Genomic DNA, 22,412 nt, shown 5'->3' with positions numbered 1-22,412 from the left:
TCCTAGTGGTCTGGTGGCTCAGGAGTTCGGGGAGGTGTACTTGGCGACATAGTCGTTCATCGTCTCGCGCTGGTACCGGGAAACCTCGTGTGCGTTTTCGTTCTCGGCGAAGACGCTCGACACCATCACGGTGTTGTCACGATCGTAGAAGCCGAGTTTGCCGAGGCCGCCGAAGAATTCGTCCCAGTTGACGTCTCCGTCCCCCATTTTGAGGTGTTGATGCACTCGAACGGCATTGCCTGGCGGATTGGTGATGTAGCGAAGTCCGTGGGAACGGTGATGATCCATGGTGTCTGCCACATGTACGAGACGGACCATGTCGCCGGCGGCCTCCATGATGGCGGGAAGGTCCCCACCCATGTGGAATTGGTGGCACGCCACGATCACCATGCCGAGGTTCTTGGAGTTCACGCCACGGATCGTGCGGATCGCGGCAAGTCCGTCTTCGACGAAATCGTCCGGGTGCGGGTCGATCAGGACGTCGATCCCCTCGCGTTCGATGATCGGAAGCAGTTCCTCCATCGAACGATAGAACGCACGCTCGGACTCTTCGGCCTTCTCGGGGCGGCCGGAGAATTCGGTGTTCATGACGTTGACACCGAGATCGACCGTGATCTGGATGGCCCGCTTCCAGTAACGCACTGCTGCTTCGCGAGCGTCCTCGTCCGGGCCGGACCACCGAAGGACCGGGAGCACCGACGCGATGCCGACTCCCGCACTCGCGCAGGCCTTCCGGAACTCGGCGACGAGCGCGTCGTCGGCTTTCGGGTGATTGAAGAACGGGATCATGTCGACGTGCGGTGTGAGCTGCAGGTACTCGTACCCGAGATCGGCAACAACTCGGGGAAGCTCCAGCAGCGAGTAATCGTGATGGAACGGAGTGGGATCGAGTGCGACCTTCATCGCTACGCTCCGGCCACAGAGTCGCGCGCAACCATGTCCACGACGACGCGTTGACCCGTCTCCAGAGACTTCACGCCAGCGGCGCAGACAGCGGCCGCGGCGTACCCGTCCCAGGCACCTGGTCCGTCGATGTAGTTGCCGGTGCCGGCGCCCGTCTTCACTGCCTTGATCCACCGGGCGAACTCGGTGTCGTATGCCTGCCCGAAGCGTTCGCGGAATCCTGGGGTGATCTGCCCACCCCAGTTGCCGGGCTTGGTCTTTCGGATCAGTCCCACGTCGAGTCCGATCATCGCGCTTCCGAGTTCGCCGACAACTTCGGTGCGCACTTCGTAGGCAACTCCGGTGGTGACAAACACCTCGGCGTCGACGTGTCTACCGGACTCGGTCTCGAATATCGCGATCTGTGGGTCTTGAATGCCCTCGGGAGCAAGCGAATTCGCAGACGGCCGAATTATCTGCACCGAGGTGATCTCTTCGTCGAGCAGGAATCGCGTCACGTCGACCTCGTGGACGAGTGAGTCCTTGACGATCATCGCGCTGTCGAAGCCGTTCGGAACCGCAGGATTGCGGTGCGCGCAGTGCACAACGAGAGGGCGACCGAGATCGCCGCTGTCGATCAAATCCTTGAGCTGGGTGTATTCGTGGTCGAACCGGCGCATGAAACCAACCTGGATCAGTTTCTTTCCCAGCGCTGCTTCGGCTTTGACGATCGCCAGCGAACTGTCTGCGTCGGTGGTCAGCGGCTTCTCGCAGAGAACCGGCTTGCCTGCTTCGAGGCAGGCAAGTACCTGCTTCTCATGGGTCGGGCCCGGGGTTGCGAGCACAACGGCGTCGACGTCCTCGGCTGCGATGGCATCGAACGGATCGACGACGACGCGTGACCCCGGCGTCAATGCTGCGATTTCCTCGGCGCGGGCAAGAGAGTAGTCGTTGACGACAGTGACTCGGGCACCGCCGATTTTGTTGGTGATGCGGTCGACGTGATCGGCCCCCATGATGCCGACGCCGAGCACTGCGATCCGGAGATCCTGGTTGTCAGACATGCGGTGGTACTCCTCGATTGTGTTGCTCAGCTGAAACGGACGGCGGGGACGCCACAGGTGGACAGGTATTTCTGAGTGCGCTGTGCGATGGGCAGCGGTGTGTCGGGATGGCAGGGATACATGTCCTGCTCGACGATCGCGAACACGTCGATGCCGAGCTTCTCGATGGCCTCCAGAAGCGGCGGCATGTCCGGGATTCCACGCGGTGGTTCGATCATCGCGCCGAGTTTGACGGCTTCGCCGAACGGCAGGTCCTCCGCCTCCACCTTGGCGACGATCGCCGGATCCACCTGCTTGAGGTGCAGGTACCCGATGCGCTCCGGATGCTTGTTGATGATGGCGAGATTGTCGCCGCCGCAGTAGCTGATGTGGCCGGTATCGAGGCACAGGTTCACGAAACGCTCGTCTGTACCTTCGAGGAACTTGTAGACGTTGTCCTCGATGTCGACATGGCTGTCGGCATGAGGGTGGTACTGCGCCATGACGCCGTACTCCTCGAGCATCGCCTTGCCGAGAGCGTTCATGCCGTCGGTCTTCTTGCGCCACTGCTCGGGAGTCAGATTTCGATCCTCGAGTACCACTCCGGTGGAAGGATCGCGCCACATCTCGGGTATGACCACTACGTGCTTGCCGCCGACGGCTGCGGTCAACTTGGCGACGTCCTTGATCTGATTCCAGACGGCATCCCAGGAATCGTCCTGGTGCAGGTGTTCGAAAACGGTACCGGCCGAAAGCCTCAGGCCGCGTGCTCCGAGTTCGTCAGTCAACTTGGCTGGTTCGGTCGGAAGGTATCCGAAGGGGCCGAGTTCGATCCATTCGTATCCCGACGCGGACACCTCGTCGAGGAATCGTGTGTACGGGGTCTGCTGAGGGTCGTCCGGAAACCACACACCCCAGGAGTCGGGGGCTGATCCGACGCGAATCGCGCTCATGTCTAGATTCCTTTCGAGGGCAAGTTTCTTGGGGCGTGGTCGTGCGGAATTTTCATTCGGATGGACGGAGGTACGGTCGCTGGATCTTCTTCCAGGACTCGTAGGTTGTCCGGGCGTTCTTGGTCGATTCCAGTTCGGAGGTAGCCGATACCGGTACATCCCACCAGGATTCGCTGTCCGGGGCGCCGATCAGCGGATCGGTTTCGACGTGGATGACCGTGCTGGTGTCGCTTGCTTTGGCGACTTTGATCGCGTCGGCGAACTCGGCGGCGGTGTTGGCGCGGATGACGTCGACACCGAGGCTGGCGGCGTTCGCGGCCAGATCGACCGGGAGAACACCTCCGTCGAGACGTCCGTCATTCGAGCGGTAGCGGTACTGCGTGCCGAAGCGCTGGGAACCCAGCGACTCGGACAGCGAACCGATGGAGGCAAATCCGTGATTCTGCACCAGGACGACGATGACCTTGAGGCGTTCCTGTACGGCGGTGACCAATTCGGTGGCCATCATCAGATAGGAACCGTCGCCGACCATCACGAACACGTCGCGATCGGGGCACGCCATGCGGACGCCAAGACCGCCGGCAACTTCGTATCCCATGCACGAGTACCCGTATTCGACGTGATACCCCTTGGGATCACGGGTTCGCCACAGCTTGTGGAGGTCACCCGGCATGGACCCGGCAGCGCACACGACGACGTCACGTGGATCGGACAGAGTGTTGACCAGGCCGATCACCTGATTCTGATTCAGTGACCCGTCGGCAGCGGGTTCGGCTGGGTTGTAGACGGATTCGACGATCGCATCCCAATCGCGAGCGAGTTCACCGATCCTGGACGCGTATTCGTCGTCCACCCGGTAGTCGTTCAGGGCAAGTGCCAGCGCGTCGAGTGCCTCACGTGCGTCGGCGACAACACTGACTCCGCCCTGCTTCACGGAGTCCAGTGAAGCGACGTTGATGTTGACGAAGCGAACGTCGGGATTGGTGAATGCGGTGCGGGACGCGCTCGTGAAATCGCTGTACCGCGTGCCGATTCCGATGACGACGTCCGCCTCGGTAGCCAGTGCGTTTGCAGCCGTACTGCCGGTGGACCCCACCGCCCCGACGGATTGTGGATGGTCGTAGACCAATGAACCCTTGCCGGCCTGGCTCTGCCCCACGGGGATTCCGGTCTGCGCGCAGAACGCTGCCAGAGAGTCGGTGGCCTGGCTGTAGATCACTCCGCCGCCGGCGACGATCAGTGGCTTGCGAGCCGAGCGGATGATCGCGGCGGCGCGTTCGATCACCGATCGCTCGGGGAGCGGGCGGGCCACGTGCCACACCCGTTCGGCGAAGAAGGACTCGGGCCAGTCGAAAGCCTCGGCCTGCACGTCCTGCGGGATGGCGATGGTGACTGCGCCGGTCTCGACGGGATCAGTGAGAACGCGCATCCCGGCGAGCAGAGCGCTCGGCAACTGCTCCGGGCGCCATACCCGATCGAAGTATCGTGAGACCGGCTTGAAAGCGTCGTTGACTGTGACGTCGCCGCTCGACGGGAGTTCGAGTTCCTGCAAGACGGGGGCACTGGCGCGGGTCGCGAAAGTGTCTGCGGGAAGTAGTAATACAGGTAGACGGTTGATGGTGGCCAGCGCCGCGCCGGTGATCATATTGGTGGCACCGGGGCCGACGCTGGACGAGACTGCCCACGTCTGCAGGCGGTCCTTCATGCGGGCGTGCGCGACAGCCGAGTGCACCATCGCCTGTTCATTGCGGCCGAGCACGTAGGGGAGTGTCGGCTCACGGCCGGCGTCGAGATCCTGGATCTCGGCCTGCAAGAGTGCCTGCCCCAGTCCGGCGACGTTGCCGTGCCCGAAGATTCCGAAGCAGCCGGCAAACAGCTTGGTGCGCTGGCCGTCGCGTTCGGTGTACTGGTTGGCGAGGAAGCGGACGACAGCTTGAGAAACGGTGAGGTATACGGTCGGCTCGTCGCGAGGTAGACGATTGCCGGTTGCGTTGTTGGTGGGTGCCACAGCTTTCACTTCCGTCAGTTGTGGGACTGCAACGGCAGTCGAGGGTCGATGTCCTGGTGATCCCAGCTTCCACGCAGCCAGGTGTGTTGCGGATCGTCACAGATGTTCCACGCCCGGATCTCGCCCGAACCTGCCATGACGTTGAGGTAGTACATGTGGTGGCCCGGCGCTGCGATGGACGGGCCGTGATAGCCGTGCGGCACGAGGACGACGTCGCCGGAGCGGACTTCCTCGAGCACCTCGATAGGTCTCTCGGCGGTTCCGTACACGCGGTGGTAGCCGAAACCTTCGGTCCCGGTGGGGCTTCGGTCGATCTCGAAGTAGTAGATCTCCTCCAGAGCCGATTCGACGTCGCTGTCTTCATCGTGCTTGTGGCTGGGGTACGACGACCAGTTTCCACCGGGCGTGATGACCTCACACGCGATGATGGAGTCGGCCTCGAAGGTGTCTGCGGTGGCGAAGTTGTGAACCTGCCGGCTGCAGTTACCGGCACCTCGGAGTTCGACGGCAACTCCCGACACCGGGCCGTAGCGATGGGGCAGCTTGGCTCCGGCGCGCGCTCCGCACAGGGCGAAGCGGCCTCCACCTGCGCTGGCCACTGTGTAGTCGGAATCGCGTCCTACGTAGGCGAAGTCGCTCGGTCCGTCGAAGACCGACGCGCGGCCGGTCAGGGCGATCTCCGTCCCCTCGGCAACGATCACGGCCGAACCCGACAGTGGAACGACGACTATCTCGTTCTCGCCGGACTGCAAGCGGACGCTCGCGCCAGGGGCGAGTTCGAGTGTCCACAAGCTGGATTCGGTCCAACCCGCGGACTCCGGCGTGACCACTGTCGTGAAATCACCGTCGGCGGACGATCCGGCGGGGACGTAGTACTTGCTGAACATCTTGCTCCTGCCAGGTCGGTTCTAGTGGACGAGCTTGACTGCGGTGTCGACGGCCGCGGTCACGTCGCCGTCCGGTGGGTAGAGCAGCGCGCGCCCGACTATCAATCCGCGCACGGACGGCAGCTGAAGGGCAGCGTCCCACTTTGCGTACGTTTCTTCCGGCGCGATCTGCGGATCGCCGCCCAGGAGGAGCGTCGGGAGGGTGGTCGCATCCATGACGCGTTCCATCTCGTCGACGACCGGTAGTTTCATCCACGTGTACGCCGAGGTGGAGCCGAGACCTTGGGAGATGTGGATGGACTTGATGACGGCGTCGGGGCTGAGATCGTTGACGACCTTGCCGTTCACGCGGCTGGAGAGAAACGGCTCGAGCATCGCGATCAGTCCGGCCGCGGCCAGTTCGTCAACGGCTTCGGCACATGCCGTCATGGTGGGCAGGGTGCCCGCGTCGTCGAGGGCGATGCGCAGCAGCATCTTTCCGCCGTTCATTCCGAACTTCGCGGTGCCCGCGGCGGTATATCCGGTCATGCGGTCGTCGAGTTCGAAGCTCGCACCTGCCAGGCCGCCGCGGTTCATCGACGAGAAGACGACCTTGTCCTCGAGGGCCCCGAGGAGGAGCAGATCGTCGAGAATGTCCGCGGTACCGAGAACGCCGTCGACTCCGGGATTGTCGAGCGCCGTGCGTAATCTGTCGAGCAGATCGGTACGACTGTTCATCGCTGTCGGCTTGCCGCCGACAGAGAGTGCCCCACGCGCTGGGTGATCGGCAGCGACGATCATCAGTCGTCCGTTGCCTCGAACGGTGGCGCGAGGAGTGCGTGCTGCCCAGGCCTTTTCGATGATCTGCGGATCGCTCGCACGCAGTTCCGTCACGTCGGCGTAGGTGGTGGCGAGGGGGCGGGCGGCGAGCTTGTCAGACATTGACTGCCTCCGTGGCTGTGGCTTCGGCGAGATCGTGGACTTCTTCAGCGGTTGGCATCGCAGTGGAGCATTCGAGCCGAGATGCGACTATCGCACCGGCCGCGTTGGCATAGCGCAGTACCTTCTCCAGTGGCCACCCGGCCAACAGTCCGTGGCACAGTGATCCGCCGAAGCTGTCGCCCGCACCCAGCCCGTTGACCACGTCGACGGCGTTGGGCGGCACGGTGATCGATTGCTTTCGTGTTTTGCCGAGGACACCCTTCGGGCCCTGCTTCACGATGGCCAGTTCGACTCCGAGGTCGAGAAGCGCGTCGGCGGCCTTGTTCGGATTGGTCTCACCGACCGCGATCTCGCACTCTTCGCGGTTTCCGACGGCTACCGTCACGTGCGCGAGAGCGCGCTGCACCTGAGTGGTCGCTTCTTGGGGTGTCGACCAGAACATCGGGCGGTAGTCCAGATCGAGGACCGTCAGCGGGCGTCGTTCGCGGGCTTCCCAGGCAGCGAAGTGTGCACTGCGACTCGGTTCTTCGGACAGCCCTGTCACAGTCGACCAGTAGAGGGACGCTGTTCGAACGGCGTCGAGGTCGATATCTTCCGGGGTGATCCGAAGATCGGGCGCATGCGGCTTGCGGTAGAAGTACAGCGGGAAGTCGTCAGGGGGGAAGATCTCGCAGAACGTCACCGGTGTCGGGTACTCGGAATTGGTGACGACAAACCTGTTGTCGACGCCCAGACGTGCCAACTCGCGTGTGACGAACTTTCCGAAGGGATCGCTGCCTACGCCGGAGATCAGTGCTGCTCGCCGGCCGAGGCGTGCAGCCGCCACCGAGACGTTTGCCGCGCTGCCGCCGAGAAACTTGCCGAAGGTCTCGACGTCTTCGAGTCCGACACCGGTTTGAAGTGGGTAGATGTCCACCCCCGATCGGCCGATGGCAAGCACGTCGAATGGTGCGTCAGGGATGTGTGACCCGCTCTGGTGAGTGTTGATGCTTGTCAAGACTGACTCCCGAGAGTTCGTGGTGGGCTGCCCGCGCAGGGCACCGTTGTATGACTGAAACTGTGCGCCGCGACACAGCGATTGTCAATAGTTTGTCTGGACATTATGACTTGCGGTCAAGTGAATGTTAGTGTTCGCATACACTGCCGAGAGAAGTAGCGTCGATACGGCGCCTTCCCAAGACAGATCGGAGTTGACCGTGGTCGCAGCACTCGCCGTCGAGTTGGACCGCTCGAGCCCGGTGCCGCTGTATTTTCAGCTGGCCCAGGCAATCGAGGGCGCTATTCTCGGTGGCGAACTTGCCCCAGGTGATCGCTTCGAGAACGAACTGGCGTTGGCCAAACGGCTCAATCTCTCACGTCCGACCACTCGACGTGCGATCCAGGAACTGGTGGACAAGGGCCTACTTGTTCGTAAGCGGGGAGTCGGAACTCAGGTGGTGCAAAGTCCGGTACACCGCCCGGTCGAGCTCACCAGCCTGTTCGACGACCTTGCGAGGGCCGGCCAGGCACCGACGACCAAGCTGCTCGAGTTCACGGTGGGAGTTCCCGCCGAGGACGTTGCCGCGGAACTCAACCTCGAACCTGACGCCGAAGTGGCCACCATCAGGCGTCTGCGAAGCACCAACGGCGAACCGCTTGCAGTGATGACCAACTACATTCCGGTGGACATCGCACCCGATCCCGAGGAGTTGGAGACGCAAGGGCTGTACCAAACCTTGCGAACTCGCGGCGTTCACATCCGTGTGGCGCGGCAGCGAATCGGCGCTCGGGCGGCGACTCGCGAAGAGGCAGGATTGCTCGACGAGAAAGTGGGTGCTGCCCTCTTGACCATGAGCCGCACTGCATTTGACGATTCAGGTAGTGCCGTCGAGTACGGCAGCCACTGCTACCGAGCGTCGCGTTACTACTTCGACACCACCGTGGTCGACCGCTAGACCTCGATCCCGGTGACACGAGTACCCGCCTGACCGAGTCAGTGGGGGTGATTTGTGATCCCAGCATTTCTGCGATCCTTCGATCATTTGACCCGAACGGAGCCTCATGACAGGCATTTCAGTAGCAGTTGCCGGATTCGGATGGATGGGCCGCGTACACACGCAGGCGTATCTGCGTCTGCGGCAGCACTATCCCCAGCTTCCCGTGATCCGCCTGGCCGCCGTCGCCGACGAGGTGCCTGGCCGAGGGGAGGAAGCAGCGGACCAATTCGGTTTCGAAGCTTTCACCCAGGACTGGCGCGATATCGCAGCCGATCCGGCCATCGACGCGGTGAGCATCACGGCCCCGAACTTCTTGCACCGTGAAATCGGCGTCGCAATGGCAGAAGCCGGCAAACACATCTGGATCGAGAAGCCCGTCGGATTGTCCACGGAAGACGCCAAAGCGGTTGCCGCAGCAGTCTCGAAGGCCGGTGTGCAGTCGACCGTCGGCTTCAACTACCGAAACGCGCCGGCTGTAGCCCTGGCAAAGAGCCTGATCGACTCAGGGGAGTTGGGCACGATCACGCACTCGAGGTTTCGTTTCCTCAGCGACTACGCGGCCCACCCTGAAGGCGCTTTGAGTTGGCGATACGAGCGTGAGCGCGGCGGCGCCGGCGTCCTGGGCGACTTGGCTTCGCACGGCATCGATCTGATTCGTCATCTTCTCGGTGACGTCGACGCTCTCGTTGCTGATACTGCGATCTTCATCCCGGAGCGTGCGCGTCCGTCCGCCGCTACCAGTGGACATGCCCGAGCCAGCGGCGGGGAGATGGGAGCTGTCGAGAACGAAGACTTCGTCAGCGCACTGCTGCGGCTCGGCTCGGGCGGCCGCTGCACCCTCGAAGCGTGCCGAGTCGCCGTGGGAGAGCAGAACAACTACGGATTCGAGATTCACGGTACGAAAGGTGCCGTGTTCTGGGATTACCGCCGGATGGGTGAACTGGGCACCAGCCTCGGCTCGAAGTACCAGGACCAATCCGTCACGACGGTTTTGGTCGGCCCCGAGTCGGGTGAGTTCGGACGCTTCCAACCCGGCGCGGCCAACGCCATGGGTTATGACGACCTGAAGGTCATCGAGGCTCGCAATTTCGTCTCCTCGATCGTGGACGGAGCGCCGCAGGGCGCGACCATCGCTGATGCTGTCGCGTCGGCGCAGGCTCTGGACGCGATGGTTGCCTCGGTCTCCTCCGGTGGCTGGATTTCTCTCGGCTGATCGAGAATTGCTCCGAAAGGCTCTGGTGCAGTGACATTTCCCCGCGGACTGGCGTTGCTGGTGGCAGCAGCGCTGTTCATGGAGATGCTCGATGCGACGATTCTCGCAACCGCACTGCCGTCGATCGCCCAATCCTTCGGAGTTGACGCCGTCGACGTCAATGTCGCCGTTTCTTCGTATCTCCTGGTGTTGGCCGTCCTGATCCCGGCGAGCGGATGGATGGCCGACAGGTTCGGAACGCGACGTGTCTTCATCTCTGCCATAGCCGTTTTCACGGTGGCGTCGGTGGGATGTGCACTGAGCACGTCCCTCCCGATGCTGGTGGGAATGCGCGCACTACAAGGGGTAGGCGGCGCCATGATGGTGCCGGTAGGGCGGCTCGCAGTATTGCGGGTGACGTCGAAGGCGGAACTCGTACGGGCTATCGCTTACTTGACGTGGCCGGCGCTCACAGCGCCGGTTCTTGCGCCCGCTGTGGGTGGAGCCATCGTGTCGATCGCTTCGTGGCGCTGGATCTTTCTGATCAACGTTCCGATCGGGATCGTCGGGTTTCTGCTGGCATTGCGCATGGTGCCCGACATTCGGCAAACGCAGAAACGGAGCCTTGACTGGCTGGGATTGGTGGTGATCGGAGCAGGCGTCGCAGTGCTTGTGGTGGCGCTCGACAGCGTGCACAGTGCCGGAACCGACTGGCTACGAGTGGGCCTCGGGATCATTGCGGCTCTGATCTTGTTGAGCTTGGCCGTCATTCACCTCGTCCGGTCGGATCACCCGCTCATCGCGCTCGGCGTCCTCCGACTTCGATCGTTTCGGCTCGTCGCGTCGAGCGGCTCGCTGTACCGGCTCGTGATCATGGGCGTGCCGTTTGTGCTGCCGTTGTTGTTCCAAGTGGGATTCGGAATGTCGGCGTTCAAGGCCGGTCTGCTGGTGATGGTTCTGTTCGCGGGGAATATCGCGATCAAACCGCTCACCACTCCGCTCATGCGCAGATTCGGGATCAGACGAGTTCTGGTGGGAAACGGAGTTCTGTCGGTGGTGTGCTTCGGTGCGCTGGTACTGATCTCGTCGACGACACCGGACGTCGTTATCGCTGTCGCACTGTTTGTCAGTGGCGCGTTGCGATCCATCGGGTTCACCGCGTACAACAGCTTGGCGTTCGCCGACGTCGACTCGGGTGAGCTGACCGATGCCAATACTCTGCATGCAACGCTGCAAGAGTTGGCATCCGGTCTAGGTATTGCACTGTCCGCGTTGGTGATCACGCTCTGCACACCGTTGGCGGAGTCGGAGGATCTGAGCGGCGGAGTGCCGTTTTCTCTGACGCTGGGTGTTCTCGGGGCCATGCTGGTGCCGACGGTGATCGAGAGTTGGCGGCTCCCACGCGATACAGGTGCTGTGGTGTTGGTGCGCCGATGATGAAGCGTCTTCCGCCACCTTCATCATAACGCGGGACCCGGGGCTTGCGGCAAGGCCCCGGTGATGGTGCACACTCGTCTGCTGCGAGCAAGCAAAAGCCTTGCCCGAAGGAGGGGATCGCATGAGTGACGTCATCATTGTCGGTGCTGGACCAACTGGATTGATGCTGGCAGGTGAGCTCCGGCTACAGGGCGTCGATGTCGTCGTCGTGGACAAGGACGAGGAGCCGACTCAGTTCGTCCGTGCCCTCGGCATCCATGTGCGCAGCATCGAAATCATGGAGCAGCGCGGGTTGCTGGACAAGTTCCTCGCGCACGGCCGCAAGTATCCGCTCGGTGGATTCTTCGCGGGGATCAGCAAACCGGCACCCGCGCACCTCGATACTGCGCACGGGTACGTACTGGGAATACCTCAGCCCGAGATCGACAGGATTCTTGCCGAACATGCCACCGAAGTCGGCGCGGACATTCAGCGAGGGAAGCGCGTCGTCGCGATCCGTCAAGATACCGACAACGTCACAGCGGAATTGTCCGACGGCACAACACTTCACGCGCGTTACCTCGTGGGCTGCGACGGCGGCCGCAGCACTGTTCGGAAGCTGATCGACGTCGGGTTTCCCGGCGAGCCGTCGAGCGCCGACACGTTGATCGGCGAAATGGACGTGACCATGCCGGCTGATGAACTGGCCGCCGTTGTCGCCGAAATCCGGGAAACGCACAAACGATTCGGAGTCGGTCCCGCCGGCAATGGTGCTTTTCGTGTCGTGGTCCCTGCAGCCGAAGTTGCCGACGGTCGCGCAACACCGACCACCCTCGACGACATCAAACAACAGCTACTGGCCATTGCCGGTACCGACTTCGGTGTGCACTCGCCGCGGTGGCTCTCGCGCTTCGGCGACGCCACCCGTCTGGCGGAGCACTACCGGCGCGACCGGGTGTTTCTCGCCGGCGACGCCGCACACATCCACCCACCGATGGGCGGTCAAGGTCTCAATCTCGGTGTGCAGGACGCCTTCAACCTCGGCTGGAAGCTCGCCGCCGAGATCAACGGCTGGGCACCGGAGGGCCTGCTCGACACGTACGAATCGGAACGGCGTCCGGTGGCTGTCGACGTGCTGGACAACACGCGCGCCCAGGCCGAGTTGATCTCCACCGCTGCCGGACCACAAGCGGTGCGGCGCTTGATCTCCGAGCTGATGGAATTCGAAGACGTCAAGCGCTATCTGACCGAGAAGATCACTGCGATCTCGATTCGCTACGATTTCGGCGAAGGCGACGACCTACTCGGTCGGCGGCTGCGGAACATCGCGTTGACGCGCGGCAACCTGTACGACCTGATGCGATCCGGCCGCGGACTTCTTCTCGACCAGGGTGGCCAACTGTCCGTCGATGGTTGGAGCGATCGCGCCGACCATATCGTTGACACAAGCACTGAATTGGAAGCTCCGGCTGTCCTGCTTCGGCCGGACGGTCATGTGGCATGGATCGGGGATGCGCAGGCGGAGTTGGATACTCAGCTGTCCACATGGTTCGGCCGGTCGGCGAGGGACCGCGCGTGACGCTTCGATTTCGGTAACCGAGCACCGTGACACCTCGGGTGCACTACCGTTGCCGTTTATGGGACAAGGATTGGGGCAGATCGCGCCCGCGGCCTTGATCGCCGTCGGAGTGCTGATACTCACGGGCTGCACGACCAATGTCGATGTGCCGAAGACATTTGCTGCCACATTGACGGTGACCGGTCAGGCAGAGCAAGTCGAGGCCGGCTCTGGAGAGTGCGTGATCGACTCGATCCGTGTCGCTCCGAACGACCAGATTCAAATTTTCGGGGGCAGTGGCGCTGCGTCCGTCAGGTCGACACTCGAGGTCGAGGCAATCGATCAACTTCCTGACGGAATGAGCACGTGCTCCTACACCGCACATTTTGATGCCGTCCCCGCAAACCAGAAAAACTACGAGGTGAGCTTGGGCCGCTTTTCCCCGAAGTCGTTCAGCTCGGACGAGTTGGAAAACGGTGTCACCTATCAACTGCGCCGGCCCTGACCGAACCAGTTCTCCCTCACCCGAATTCTCGAACAGTAGCGATCCCTGTACTGCACGTCGAAAAAACCCATACAGCATGTTGTATCCGGCGCGACTTTCAGTCAGCGTGCTTGGCGGTCCCTTCGCCTCCACGCTGCCGAGCCCTACCGGGATTGATGTGGAGCCGAACACCCTCATAGGTGACTGTGTACGGCACATCGTCATCGTTGTCCGGGTCGCCGGAGTCCGCAGGATCCGGCAGTTCCGCGATCTGTTCGATGACCGTCTGTGCTCGCGCCGCACCAGGATCGAACATTTCCTGAAACGGCCCCACGAACGAGCCACCGAGTCCGCGGCGCTTCGCCCGAACAGCCGCCCACCCGAACGTCGCCAACGGGCCGATCATGGCGAACAGCACTAACAAGTCCCACCCCATGCTTCGAGCGTACCGACCGATCGGCATTAAGCGGCCCAAGTCTCTTCAGCGCTGCCGTCCCTCAGCTCATTCGTCTCGCTGACTGTGCCTTCAGTAGATCGGCCAGTCGATCAGGTGAGATCCGCTCGCGAACCGCTTCCGTCACGAGTTCGGCCTGCGTCTGAGGCGCGAGGCCGTCGATCGGTTGGTCTCGGTCCAGATTGGTCGGGAAGGCGTAGCCCTCGGCCGAGGCGGCGACGGCGCACCGAACTGCCTCGTCGGACCCCGCCTCGCTGAGAGCGAGCAGTGCCGGATAGATCGCGTTGACGAGTGCCTCCCGGTCGATGGTTCCGAGGGCTCGACCGAAGGCCGACGACACCTGGAGAAGATTTGCCATACGCAGGACGTCCGCGGACTTGTTGTGGCCTGCCGCGTGGAACAGCGCTGGGTTGAAGAAGACGGCATCTCCCTTCTTCAAAGGTAATTGGACGTAGTTGGCTTCGAAGAACTCCTTGAACTCGGGACGCTCGAACGCGAGGTATCCGGATTCGAATTGCTGCGAGTACGGCAGATACTTCGTCGGCCCCGTCTCGGCCGGCATATCCACGTGGGCGACTGCACCTTGCAAGGTGAGGGCAGGGGTCAAGCGGTGCACATGCGCCCGAAACTTCGCGGCTACGTCGCTCGACATGAAACCGAGGTGGTAGTCGCGATGTGGATTCTGTGCGGCGCCACCGGGATTGACGACGTTGACGTCCGACGTCACCTGATACATGGGGCCGAGCCACGCTTCCGAAGCCAAAGCGACAATGCTGTTTGCGAAGTAGTCGACGTAAGCCTTGGGATCTTCGAGCGCCAACTTCAGTTGTGCGCCCCAGATTCGGTCATTGGCACCAGGTTTGGCGAAGTGATCTCCGGACGCTGCACCGGATTCGTGTTGGCGTGCAATGAGTTCACGGAAGACCGCGCTGGCGCGATCCAGTATCTCCGCGTCGAATGCGCCTTGAAAGACTGTGATGCCGGGGCCGGTGAGTAACGCCCGGGCGATCTCGTCTTGGATCTCGGCCCGGGTTTCAGGATTCGACGATTGCTCTACCAATGCTTCCGAGCGGTACAGAAGAACCCCGTCGGCCACTGAATCGGCGTACGGGTAATCGGCAAGGTCGGTGTCGTGCGCGACCAAAGCGGCGAAGTCGTCGATGTTGCAGTCTTCTCGGTGCAACCTACCTGCGGACGGCACGGTGTGGTTGGTCAGTGCTGGAGTCATTCGGGGCCTTTCCTGCGGTGTTCAAGATGCGCTGTACCTCAAAGACTGCCAAGGAGAACCCATCGAAACTACCCCTGAAATCCATCAAAAAGACCTCAGAAACTTTCCACCACGGGCTCGACCGAGACAGTTGCTCCTGCGGAGTGCATCGACTTGATCACGGCAGCTGCCACGAGATTTGCCCGCAGGCCGTCCGCGGCTGTGGCCAACGTCGACGGTCTTCCGGTGCTCAATGCGTCGAGCCACTCTTGAAGTTGGCGGCGATACGACTCGGCAAAACGCGGAATCCAATCCGCCGCATAGCCGTACGAGTGGGATCGATCCGCGTCGGTGTGGATGACCACCGGTTCGGCGAGACGAGCGGCGCCGATTTCGCCCACGACCTCGCGCCGAGTGTCGTAGCCGTACCGCGCGTTGAGAAAGACCTCGACCGTGGTGAGAACGCCGCCGGCGGTGCGCAGCATGATTATCTGCGGATCCTGGCGATCGGTCACCAGCGAACTCGAGCGCCCGCAGTGCCAGCTGGCTGCGACGACGGGGGAGTTCAAGATCCACGGCACGATGTCGAGTTCGTGAATCGCGGAGTTGGTCACCGTGGATTCCGAGCTGCCACCCGGGTAGGCGCTGACAGTGCGACTCGAGCAGTGCACGATCAGTGGGTCACCGATACGGCCGGAATGTGTTTCGGCCTTCAGCGCCACGTATCCCGGATCGAAGCGGCGCATGAATCCGACGCTCACAAGGGGGCTTTCGGGGTTCTCGGCCGCAGCGACGCGTCGGCAGTCCTCTGCTGTCACTGCGAGGGGCTTTTCACACAGAACCGGTATTCCGGCTTCGACAGCAGCAAGCGTGAGGTCGGCATGCGTTGAATCATGGGAAGCGATGACTACGGCGTCCACACCGGCGTCGTTGATCAGTTTCAACGGATCGGTCACCCACCGTGCGCCGACTGCGGACGCTACGGACTTTGCTCGCTCTTGATCGAGGTCTGCAACCACAGAGACCGTTGCCCCGGAGACCGTGGAGTGGAGATTGCGGACGTGGTCGGCGCCCATGACGCCGGTTCCGATCACACCGACACGAATCGACATGAGGTTCCTACTTCCAGAGGATTGAAACGGACAACCTAATGTCCTTACATATTTCGAGATTCGACTCTACAGTTCGAGGCATGACTTCTTCTACAGTTCTGGAACTCCCTCGCACCCGGGTCCCCGATCCGGTCGACGCTCCGACTTTGCGCTGGGGGATCCTCGGGCCTGGCTGGATTGCACAGCGCTTCGTGGAGTCACTGCAGAGAAATACAGCGCAGGAAGTCACGGCCGTCGCTTCGCGCGGACTCACCCGCGCTCAGGCCTTCGCGGACAATTGGGGGATCGGACGCGCTCACGGTAGCTACGACGCTTTGCTTGCCTCCGAGGATGTGGACGTCGTCTATGTCGCAACGCCGCACACTGCTCATTTCGATTGCGCGATGGCGGCATTGGATCACGGCAAGCATGTCGTGATCGAAAAGCCGCTGGCTTTGAACGCAGCGCAGGGACGGGCGATTCAGGAGCGGGCGACTGCGCTCGGACTGTTTTGCATGGAGGCGATGTGGACGTCGTTTCTGCCCAAGTTCGACGTGATCGACCAGATCCTCGAGGCTGGACTGCTGGGAACCATACGTACGGTTCTGGCCGATCACGGCGAACGGTTCGAGACCGATCATCGTATCTACGATCCAGTGCTTGCGGGTGGGCCACTTCTCGACCTCGGGACCTATCCGGTCAGTCTCGCGTATCGGGTATTGGGTGTTCCTACTGCGGTTGCTGCCCTGGGCGAGCCGGCGAATGACATGGTGAACGGCCAGATCTCAGCGGTTCTGTCCTGGGCAGGCATTGCTCAGGCCAGTCTGAACACCACGATCCTTGCTGACACGCCCAACACGGCCTCGATCTGCGGCGACAAGGGGATGATCGTTCTGGACTCGACGTTCTACCGGCCCGGGGCCTTCACTGTCCGGCTAGGTGACGGAAGATCTGCGCGCTACGACGATCCGGTCGACGGATACGTCGGAGGTCTCGCGTTCGAGGCGGCCGAGGCGGCGCGGCGGATCACCGCCGGGGATATCGAGTCGCCGGTCCATCCGCTCGACGCGGCCATTGCGACGCTCGACATCCTCGACGAGATCCGGCGTCAGGTGGGGATCACGTTCCCGGGTGAGGGCTAGAGCGTAAAGGCCTTCCGGAAAGCAGTGAGTGCGGTGTCACTGTCTCCGGATGCCCAGCCCTCCAAACCGATCGTGCCGGTGTAACCCTGGTCGGCGAGCACGCGTGCGATGGCGGGGTAGTTGATCTCGCCGGTTCCGGGTTCGCATCGGCCGGGTACGTCGGCCACCTGAATCTCGCCGATGTTGTCACCACAACGCCGCACGAGTTCGATGAGGTTTCCTTCGCCGATCTGTGCGTGGTAGAGGTCGAGCATCATCTTGAGGTTGGGGTGTGAGACGGATTCCACCAGTGCCAGAGTGTCTTTGGCGCGGGCCATCGGTACGCCGGGGTGATCGACGATCGTATTGAGATTCTCGAGGCAGAAGACGACTCCGGCTTCTTCGCCCAGTCTCGCGATCTTCTCGAGAGCGCGTTGGGCGGTCAGCCACATCGCTCCCGTAGTTCGATACTGCGGGCGCGCAGCCTGTCCGTCGATCAGCTCGCCGGTATGGAAGTTCAGCCGGGGAACGCCGAGTTTCGCTGCCGGAGCGAGGCATAGCGCCGCTGTGCGTACCAGTTCGGCGCTGCCGGCTTCGTCGAACAAATCGCCGTGGAGATAGCCGGTCATCGAGGAGAACCGAGCTCCGGTGGCGACCAGAGCTTCGAGGTCTTTGTCTTGCCAACTCCAGATCTCAGCTGCGAACCCCGCCTCCGAGATCCGCCGAACACGCTCGACGACAGGGAGTTCGGTGAACGTCATCTCGGCAGAGACCGCCAAGTCGAAGGGGCTCACTGCGGCACCGCCAGCAACGAGACGGGCAGTCCGGTTTCCACGGATTCTTTTGCGGCCAGTGCGATTTCCAGGGCGTTGCGAGCATCGAGACCGTCGACCGACGGCGCACTGCCGGAGAGGATGCAGTCTGCGAAGTGCACCAGCTGGGCAACATAGGCGTCGTGAAACAGTTCGATGTTCACCCGAGGTGTGTCGGCCAGAACGCCCGGTGAGCTGTAATGACGCATCGCGGTCCGCGTGACCTCGCCTGCACTCACCATTCCACCGGAACCGAAAACTTCGCCGCGCACGTCGTAACCGTAGGTGGCTTGGAAGTTGGCCTCGGCCGACGCGAGGGCGCCGTTGTCGAAGCGCAACTGAACCATCGACGTGTCGAGGTACCCCTGCTCCTTGTACTGCGGATGGATGAGAGCATCGGCCTGCGCGAACACCTCGACGACGCGTGCCCCGGGGTTGAGCCAGAGCAGAGCGTCGAAGTCATGAATCAGCGTCTCGTTGAAGATGGTCCACGGCTTGACTCGGGAGGCGACGTCGGCGGTGATTCCTGGGTCGCGGGTCAGAGAACGAAGTAGCTGTGGGGTTCCGATCCCGCCGGCGGTGATCACGTCGTGGGCCGCGGTGAAGTCGGCGGCGAAGCGCCGGTTGAAACCGACTTGCAGCGCAACGTTGTTCGCGGCACATGCGCCGATCGCGCGATCGGCGTCCTCGAGTGTCAAGGCCATCGGCTTTTCGCAGAAGACATGTTTGCCGGCCTCCGCGGCGGCCACCACGAGATCGGTGTGAGTTGATGCGGGCGTGCTGATGAGCACCGCTTCGACGGTCGGATCGGTAATCAGCTCAAGGGCGTCGGTGTACGCGCGGGCGTCGGGACTGACACGTTCGATCAACGACGCCGCAGCGCCGGGCGCAGGATCGGCGACGGCGACGAGACGGGTGCCGGAGATACGCAGCGCGACGGACTCGCCGTGGAAGCGGCCGATCCATCCGGCGCCGATGAGACCGACTGCAACAGAGGCAGACATGGGGGCTCCGTTCGGAGTGAGAATGAGGAACTAGATCGTTCTAGTCCATGCCAGTAAAGCGCTGGTTGCGGCGCGCGTCAATGCTTCGGTGCGTATTCGCTGGAACGATCTAGTCTGTGGAGGTGAACAGTCGACGCCCCACCTTGCAAGACGTAGCAGACCTGGCCGGTGTGTCACGCGCCCTGGTGTCCATCGTCATTCGTGATGTCCCAGGTGCCAGCGATGCGACGCGGGTACGGGTCAAGGCGGCCGCGGACGAACTCGGCTATCGACCCGACAACGCGGCGCGACTGCTGCGCCAACATCGCAGCCGCCTGATCGGTGTCAGTTACGTTGCGGCGCAAACATTTCACGCGGAGCTGCTCGACGAAATCTATGTGGCCGCCGAACGGTCGCGCTACGACGTCGTCCTCAGTGCGGTCTCGGAGCGACGGCCGGATTCTCGTGCAACGCGGACCCTGCTCGACGACCGGTGTGAGGCGATCTTGCTGTTGGGTTCACAGGCGCCGGAAGCAGAGATCGTCGACCTGGCCGACAAGGTTCCCGTTGTCGTAATCGCGCGGAAGATGTCGTCAGTGCACGTGGATGTTGTCCGAACAGATGACGAGGCGGGCGCGGTGATGGCCGTGAATCACCTTGTCGAACTCGGGCACCGCTCGATCGCCCACGTCGACGGCGGGCGAGGCCCTGGCGCCCAGGAACGGCGTCAGGGCTACCGCAAGGCCATGCGAGCGGCAGGTCTGGAGCCGAGAATTCTTCCCGGCGGTCTCACGGAGGAGTTCGGCGCAGCTGCCGCCAGGTCGATGGTCGAGGGTGGGTTACCCGGGGCGGTCTTCGCTTTCAACGATCGCTGCGCGCTCGGAGTTCTCGACGTCTTCCTGCGTGCCGGGATCTCGGTGCCTGGCGACGTTTCCGTGATCGGATTCGACAACAGTGCATTGGCAGGTTTGGCGCACATCGATCTGACCAGTGTCGGGCAGGACACGGCGTTTCTGGGCGGCGCCGCGGTGGAGCGGATCTCCGAACGCCTCGACGGCGGAAGTGGGCCATTGGGCAAGGACATTGTCGCGCAGCCACAACTGGTGGTTCGAGGTTCAACTGGACCCGCAGGGCATTGACCTGCAGTTTCGACTTCAATCAGTTTGTTCGGTCTTTGATAAGCAGTCCTAATGTCAGAACAAACTATTGACATTCGACTGTGACGGGTATTACATCTTTCACATACAACCGAGCACCATCCGTTCGCGGGCCGTTGGTTGATGTCGAGAGGGAGTTCACATGTCGTTTCTCACGGGACGCAAGAGCGTTGCCGTACTGGCCGGAGCCTCAGTCGTGGTCTTGGGTCTGGCCGCCTGTTCAAGCACCGGCGGAAAGCCGGATTCTTCCGGATCCGGAATGGGCGCGGGTACGGCGGACACGCCCCGCGCCACCATTGCGATGATCACTCACGAAGTTCCCGGTGACACGTTCTGGGATCTGGTGCGCAAGGGAGCCGAAACCGCAGCGGCCAAGGACAACATCGAGCTTCGGTACTCCGCCGATCCCGAGGCGCCGAATCAGGCCAACTTGGTTCAGAGTGCGATCGACAGCAAGGTCGACGGGATTGCCGTGACCCTCGCGAAGCCTGACGCCATGGTTGCCGCGGTCCAAAGTGCCACCGCCGCGGGCATTCCGGTGGTCGCCCTCAACTCGGGCCTCGAAACCTGGAAGGACATGGGCGTCAAGGAGTACTTCGGTCAGGACGAGTCGATTGCCGGTGAAGCTGCCGGCGAGCGACTCAACACCGAAGGTGCCACCAAGGTGTTGTGCGTCATTCAGGAGCAGGGCAACGTGAGCCTCGAATCACGTTGTGCCGGAGTGAAGAAGTCGTTCAAGGGAACGACGGAGATTCTCAACGTCAACGGCAAGGACATGCCGTCGGTGGAATCGACCATCACCGCGAAACTTCAACAGGACCCGGCAATCGATCGAGTTCTCGCACTCGGTGCTCCATTTGCTTTGACGTCCGTGACGTCGGTCGGCAATGCGGGCAGCAAGGCGAAGGTCGTCACCTTCGACACCAACGCGGCGCTCGTCGACGCCATCAAATCCGGTGACGTGCAGTGGGCAGTGGACCAGCAACCCTTCCTGCAGGGCTACCTCGCCATCGATTCGCTGTGGCTTTACCTCAACAACGGCAACGTGATCGGTGGCGGCTTGCCGACCCTGACCGGACCCGCGTTCATCGACAACACCAACATCGACTCGGTCGCCGAGTACGCCAAGAACGGAACTCGCTGATCCAGGCGCACGGAGGGCTGAGAGTCCGCCCTCCGTGCGCCTGTCCAGCACGGAAGGGAAATCATGTCCACTCAGGCAGATCTCGACCTTGCCGCCCACAAAGTCGTGACCGATGAACGGGTGAAGGAGCAAAAGCGCATTCAGCGCCTACTGCTCCGCCCGGAGATGGGTTCACTTGTCGGCGCCATCGCCATCTTCATCTTCTTCTGTATCGTCGCGGCACCGTTCCGTACGCCGGAAGCGCTTGCGACAGTGCTCTACTCCAGCTCCACGATCGGCATCATGGCTTGCGCGGTCGCCCTGCTCATGATCGGCGGCGAGTTCGACCTCTCCGCCGGCGTCGCAGTCACCACGTCCTCGCTCGCCGCGTCGATGATCGCCTACAACCTGCACCTCAATCTGTGGGTGGGTGCGATTCTGGCGCTCGTCGTTTCGCTCGCAGTCGGATTCTTCAACGGCTACCTCGTCATGAAGACGAAGATTCCCAGCTTCCTCATCACCCTGAGCTCGTTCCTGATGCTGACCGGAATCAACCTGGCCGTCACCAAGCTCGTGAGTGGTCAGGTTGCCACACCCAGCGTCTCCGACATGGCCGGATTCGATTCTGCGAAAAAGGTATTCGCGTCGTCGTTCTCGGTCTTCGGGGTGTCCGTCAAGATCACGGTCATGTGGTGGCTGCTGTTCACCGCGATTGCAACATTTGTTTTGTTCAAGACCAAGATCGGCAACTGGATCTTCGCGGTCGGCGGCAATCAGGACAGCGCCCGCGCGATCGGTGTGCCGGTGACCGCAGTCAAGATCGGCCTGTTCATGACCGTCGGCTTTGCTGCCTGGTTCGTGGGCATGCATCTGCTGTTCTCGTTCAACACCGTTCAGTCCGGTCAGGGTGTCGGTAACGAGTTCCTGTACATCATCGCCGCAGTCATCGGCGGTTGTTTGCTCACCGGTGGTTACGGAACCGCGATCGGCGCTGCGATCGGCGCATTCATCTTCGGTATGACCAACCAGGGCATCGTCTACGCAGGCTGGAACCCGGACTGGTTCAAGTTCTTCCTCGGCGCCATGCTGCTGTTCGCGGTCATCGCCAACAACGCATTCCGCAACTACGCTGCGAAAAGGTGAC

The 22,412-nt window shown here is 62.2% G+C and carries 21 protein-coding genes; 9 read left to right on the top strand and 12 right to left on the bottom strand.

Going from position 1 to position 22,412, the window contains the following annotated elements; genetic code table 11:
* Positions 1-18 precede the first annotated feature (18 nt).
* The 7 genes from CPI83_RS19145 to iolC are packed head-to-tail and all read right to left on the bottom strand — an operon-like array spanning position 19 to position 7,691.
* Positions 19-903 (bottom strand): sugar phosphate isomerase/epimerase, encoded by an 885-nt coding sequence (locus CPI83_RS19145; protein WP_097387573.1) that lies wholly within the window; start codon positions 901-903, stop codon positions 19-21.
* Positions 904-905: 2 nt separating this feature from the next.
* Complete coding sequence (locus tag CPI83_RS19140; RefSeq protein ID WP_019747669.1) at positions 906-1,946, bottom strand: Gfo/Idh/MocA family oxidoreductase; 1,041 nt, start codon at positions 1,944-1,946, stop codon at positions 906-908.
* A gap of 26 nt (positions 1,947-1,972) precedes the next feature.
* Positions 1,973-2,878, bottom strand: coding sequence for a sugar phosphate isomerase/epimerase (locus CPI83_RS19135; RefSeq protein ID WP_097387572.1), 906 nt, complete (start codon positions 2,876-2,878; stop codon positions 1,973-1,975).
* Positions 2,879-2,930: 52 nt separating this feature from the next.
* Positions 2,931-4,886, bottom strand: coding sequence for a 3D-(3,5/4)-trihydroxycyclohexane-1,2-dione acylhydrolase (decyclizing) (gene iolD, locus CPI83_RS19130; protein ID WP_097388213.1), 1,956 nt, complete (start codon positions 4,884-4,886; stop codon positions 2,931-2,933).
* A gap of 14 nt (positions 4,887-4,900) precedes the next feature.
* Positions 4,901-5,773 (bottom strand): 5-deoxy-glucuronate isomerase, encoded by an 873-nt coding sequence (iolB, locus tag CPI83_RS19125; protein ID WP_097387571.1) that lies wholly within the window; start codon positions 5,771-5,773, stop codon positions 4,901-4,903.
* Between the two features lie 21 nt (positions 5,774-5,794).
* Entirely contained in the window at positions 5,795-6,694 is a 900-nt protein-coding gene (locus CPI83_RS19120; protein WP_020969139.1) for a hypothetical protein, read from the bottom strand.
* Positions 6,687-7,691 (bottom strand): 5-dehydro-2-deoxygluconokinase, encoded by a 1,005-nt coding sequence (iolC, locus tag CPI83_RS19115; RefSeq protein ID WP_172933431.1) that lies wholly within the window; start codon positions 7,689-7,691, stop codon positions 6,687-6,689. Before iolC ends, CPI83_RS19120 begins: the two co-directional genes overlap by 8 nt.
* Positions 7,692-7,890: 199 nt before the next feature.
* On the opposite strand from iolC, the gene CPI83_RS19110 reads away from it, so the two are divergent.
* The 5 genes from CPI83_RS19110 (at position 7,891) to CPI83_RS19090 (ending at position 13,341) form a co-directional block, all read left to right on the top strand.
* Entirely contained in the window at positions 7,891-8,628 is a 738-nt protein-coding gene (locus CPI83_RS19110; protein ID WP_003941006.1) for a GntR family transcriptional regulator, read from the top strand.
* Positions 8,629-8,734: 106 nt separating this feature from the next.
* Positions 8,735-9,883, top strand: a complete 1,149-nt coding sequence (locus tag CPI83_RS19105; protein WP_046378299.1) for a Gfo/Idh/MocA family oxidoreductase — start codon at positions 8,735-8,737, stop codon at positions 9,881-9,883.
* A gap of 30 nt (positions 9,884-9,913) precedes the next feature.
* On the top strand, positions 9,914-11,299 hold the full coding sequence (locus CPI83_RS19100) for an MFS transporter (protein ID WP_080945648.1): 1,386 nt from the start codon (positions 9,914-9,916) through the stop codon (positions 11,297-11,299).
* A 121-nt stretch (positions 11,300-11,420) separates the two neighbouring features.
* On the top strand, positions 11,421-12,857 hold the full coding sequence (gene iri, locus CPI83_RS19095; RefSeq protein WP_097387570.1) for a rifampin monooxygenase Iri: 1,437 nt from the start codon (positions 11,421-11,423) through the stop codon (positions 12,855-12,857).
* A gap of 58 nt (positions 12,858-12,915) precedes the next feature.
* Positions 12,916-13,341, top strand: a complete 426-nt coding sequence (locus tag CPI83_RS19090) for a hypothetical protein (RefSeq protein ID WP_029254990.1) — start codon at positions 12,916-12,918, stop codon at positions 13,339-13,341.
* A gap of 97 nt (positions 13,342-13,438) precedes the next feature.
* On the opposite strand, the gene CPI83_RS19085 is transcribed toward CPI83_RS19090, so the two are convergent.
* The 3 genes from CPI83_RS19085 to CPI83_RS19075 all read right to left on the bottom strand — a co-directional run bounded on the left by CPI83_RS19085 (position 13,439) and on the right by CPI83_RS19075 (position 16,093).
* Positions 13,439-13,756 carry a hypothetical protein gene (locus CPI83_RS19085; protein ID WP_037119347.1) on the bottom strand — a complete coding sequence of 106 codons (318 nt, stop codon included), beginning with the start codon at positions 13,754-13,756 and terminating at the stop codon, positions 13,439-13,441.
* Between the two features lie 61 nt (positions 13,757-13,817).
* A complete protein-coding gene (locus CPI83_RS19080; protein WP_097387569.1) occupies positions 13,818-15,002 on the bottom strand; it encodes a phytanoyl-CoA dioxygenase family protein in 1,185 nt (394 codons plus the stop codon).
* A gap of 95 nt (positions 15,003-15,097) precedes the next feature.
* A complete protein-coding gene (locus tag CPI83_RS19075; RefSeq protein ID WP_097387568.1) occupies positions 15,098-16,093 on the bottom strand; it encodes a Gfo/Idh/MocA family oxidoreductase in 996 nt (331 codons plus the stop codon).
* An 80-nt stretch (positions 16,094-16,173) separates the two neighbouring features.
* On the opposite strand from CPI83_RS19075, the gene CPI83_RS19070 reads away from it, so the two are divergent.
* Positions 16,174-17,214, top strand: coding sequence for a Gfo/Idh/MocA family oxidoreductase (locus tag CPI83_RS19070; protein ID WP_097387567.1), 1,041 nt, complete (start codon positions 16,174-16,176; stop codon positions 17,212-17,214).
* On the opposite strand, the gene CPI83_RS19065 is transcribed toward CPI83_RS19070, so the two are convergent.
* Both CPI83_RS19065 and CPI83_RS19060 read right to left on the bottom strand, forming a co-directional pair.
* Positions 17,211-17,987 carry a TIM barrel protein gene (locus tag CPI83_RS19065; protein ID WP_020907010.1) on the bottom strand — a complete coding sequence of 259 codons (777 nt, stop codon included), beginning with the start codon at positions 17,985-17,987 and terminating at the stop codon, positions 17,211-17,213. The two genes, CPI83_RS19070 and CPI83_RS19065, sit on opposite strands and share 4 nt — an antisense overlap.
* Complete coding sequence (locus tag CPI83_RS19060; protein ID WP_097387566.1) at positions 17,984-19,009, bottom strand: Gfo/Idh/MocA family oxidoreductase; 1,026 nt, start codon at positions 19,007-19,009, stop codon at positions 17,984-17,986. Before CPI83_RS19060 ends, CPI83_RS19065 begins: the two co-directional genes overlap by 4 nt.
* 122 nt (positions 19,010-19,131) lie before the next feature.
* On the opposite strand from CPI83_RS19060, the gene CPI83_RS19055 reads away from it, so the two are divergent.
* The 3 genes from CPI83_RS19055 to CPI83_RS19045 all read left to right on the top strand — a co-directional run bounded on the left by CPI83_RS19055 (position 19,132) and on the right by CPI83_RS19045 (position 22,411).
* On the top strand, positions 19,132-20,127 hold the full coding sequence (locus CPI83_RS19055) for a LacI family DNA-binding transcriptional regulator (RefSeq protein WP_223258044.1): 996 nt from the start codon (positions 19,132-19,134) through the stop codon (positions 20,125-20,127).
* 160 nt (positions 20,128-20,287) lie between these two features.
* Positions 20,288-21,289, top strand: a complete 1,002-nt coding sequence (locus CPI83_RS19050; protein ID WP_007727338.1) for a substrate-binding domain-containing protein — start codon at positions 20,288-20,290, stop codon at positions 21,287-21,289.
* 63 nt (positions 21,290-21,352) lie between these two features.
* Positions 21,353-22,411, top strand: a complete 1,059-nt coding sequence (locus tag CPI83_RS19045) for an ABC transporter permease (RefSeq protein ID WP_097387565.1) — start codon at positions 21,353-21,355, stop codon at positions 22,409-22,411.
* The last annotated feature ends 1 nt before the right edge of the window (position 22,412 follow it).

The sequence above is a fragment of the Rhodococcus sp. H-CA8f genome, assembly GCF_002501585.1.
In the GTDB taxonomy this organism is placed as follows: domain Bacteria; phylum Actinomycetota; class Actinomycetes; order Mycobacteriales; family Mycobacteriaceae; genus Rhodococcus_F; species Rhodococcus_F erythropolis.
The sequence above is the reverse complement of the archived record's forward strand: the minus strand, read 5'-3'. Positions and strand labels throughout refer to the sequence as shown.

What these genes read in the sequence shown, in the direction of transcription:
- CPI83_RS19145 (WP_097387573.1), bottom strand. Translation starts at nt 903, where the DNA reads ATGAAGGTCGCACTCGATCCCACTCCGTTCCATCACGATTACTCGCTG.
- CPI83_RS19140 (WP_019747669.1), bottom strand. Translation starts at nt 1,946, where the DNA reads ATGTCTGACAACCAGGATCTCCGGATCGCAGTGCTCGGCGTCGGCATC.
- CPI83_RS19135 (WP_097387572.1), bottom strand. Translation starts at nt 2,878, where the DNA reads ATGAGCGCGATTCGCGTCGGATCAGCCCCCGACTCCTGGGGTGTGTGG.
- iolB (WP_097387571.1), bottom strand. Translation starts at nt 5,773, where the DNA reads ATGTTCAGCAAGTACTACGTCCCCGCCGGATCGTCCGCCGACGGTGAT.
- CPI83_RS19120 (WP_020969139.1), bottom strand. Translation starts at nt 6,694, where the DNA reads ATGTCTGACAAGCTCGCCGCCCGCCCCCTCGCCACCACCTACGCCGAC.
- CPI83_RS19105 (WP_046378299.1), top strand. Translation starts at nt 8,735, where the DNA reads ATGACAGGCATTTCAGTAGCAGTTGCCGGATTCGGATGGATGGGCCGC.
- iri (WP_097387570.1), top strand. Translation starts at nt 11,421, where the DNA reads ATGAGTGACGTCATCATTGTCGGTGCTGGACCAACTGGATTGATGCTG.
- CPI83_RS19090 (WP_029254990.1), top strand. Translation starts at nt 12,916, where the DNA reads ATGGGACAAGGATTGGGGCAGATCGCGCCCGCGGCCTTGATCGCCGTC.
- CPI83_RS19085 (WP_037119347.1), bottom strand. Translation starts at nt 13,756, where the DNA reads ATGGGGTGGGACTTGTTAGTGCTGTTCGCCATGATCGGCCCGTTGGCG.
- CPI83_RS19080 (WP_097387569.1), bottom strand. Translation starts at nt 15,002, where the DNA reads ATGACTCCAGCACTGACCAACCACACCGTGCCGTCCGCAGGTAGGTTG.
- CPI83_RS19075 (WP_097387568.1), bottom strand. Translation starts at nt 16,093, where the DNA reads ATGTCGATTCGTGTCGGTGTGATCGGAACCGGCGTCATGGGCGCCGAC.
- CPI83_RS19070 (WP_097387567.1), top strand. Translation starts at nt 16,174, where the DNA reads ATGACTTCTTCTACAGTTCTGGAACTCCCTCGCACCCGGGTCCCCGAT.
- CPI83_RS19060 (WP_097387566.1), bottom strand. Translation starts at nt 19,009, where the DNA reads ATGTCTGCCTCTGTTGCAGTCGGTCTCATCGGCGCCGGATGGATCGGC.
- CPI83_RS19050 (WP_007727338.1), top strand. Translation starts at nt 20,288, where the DNA reads ATGTCGTTTCTCACGGGACGCAAGAGCGTTGCCGTACTGGCCGGAGCC.
- CPI83_RS19045 (WP_097387565.1), top strand. Translation starts at nt 21,353, where the DNA reads ATGTCCACTCAGGCAGATCTCGACCTTGCCGCCCACAAAGTCGTGACC.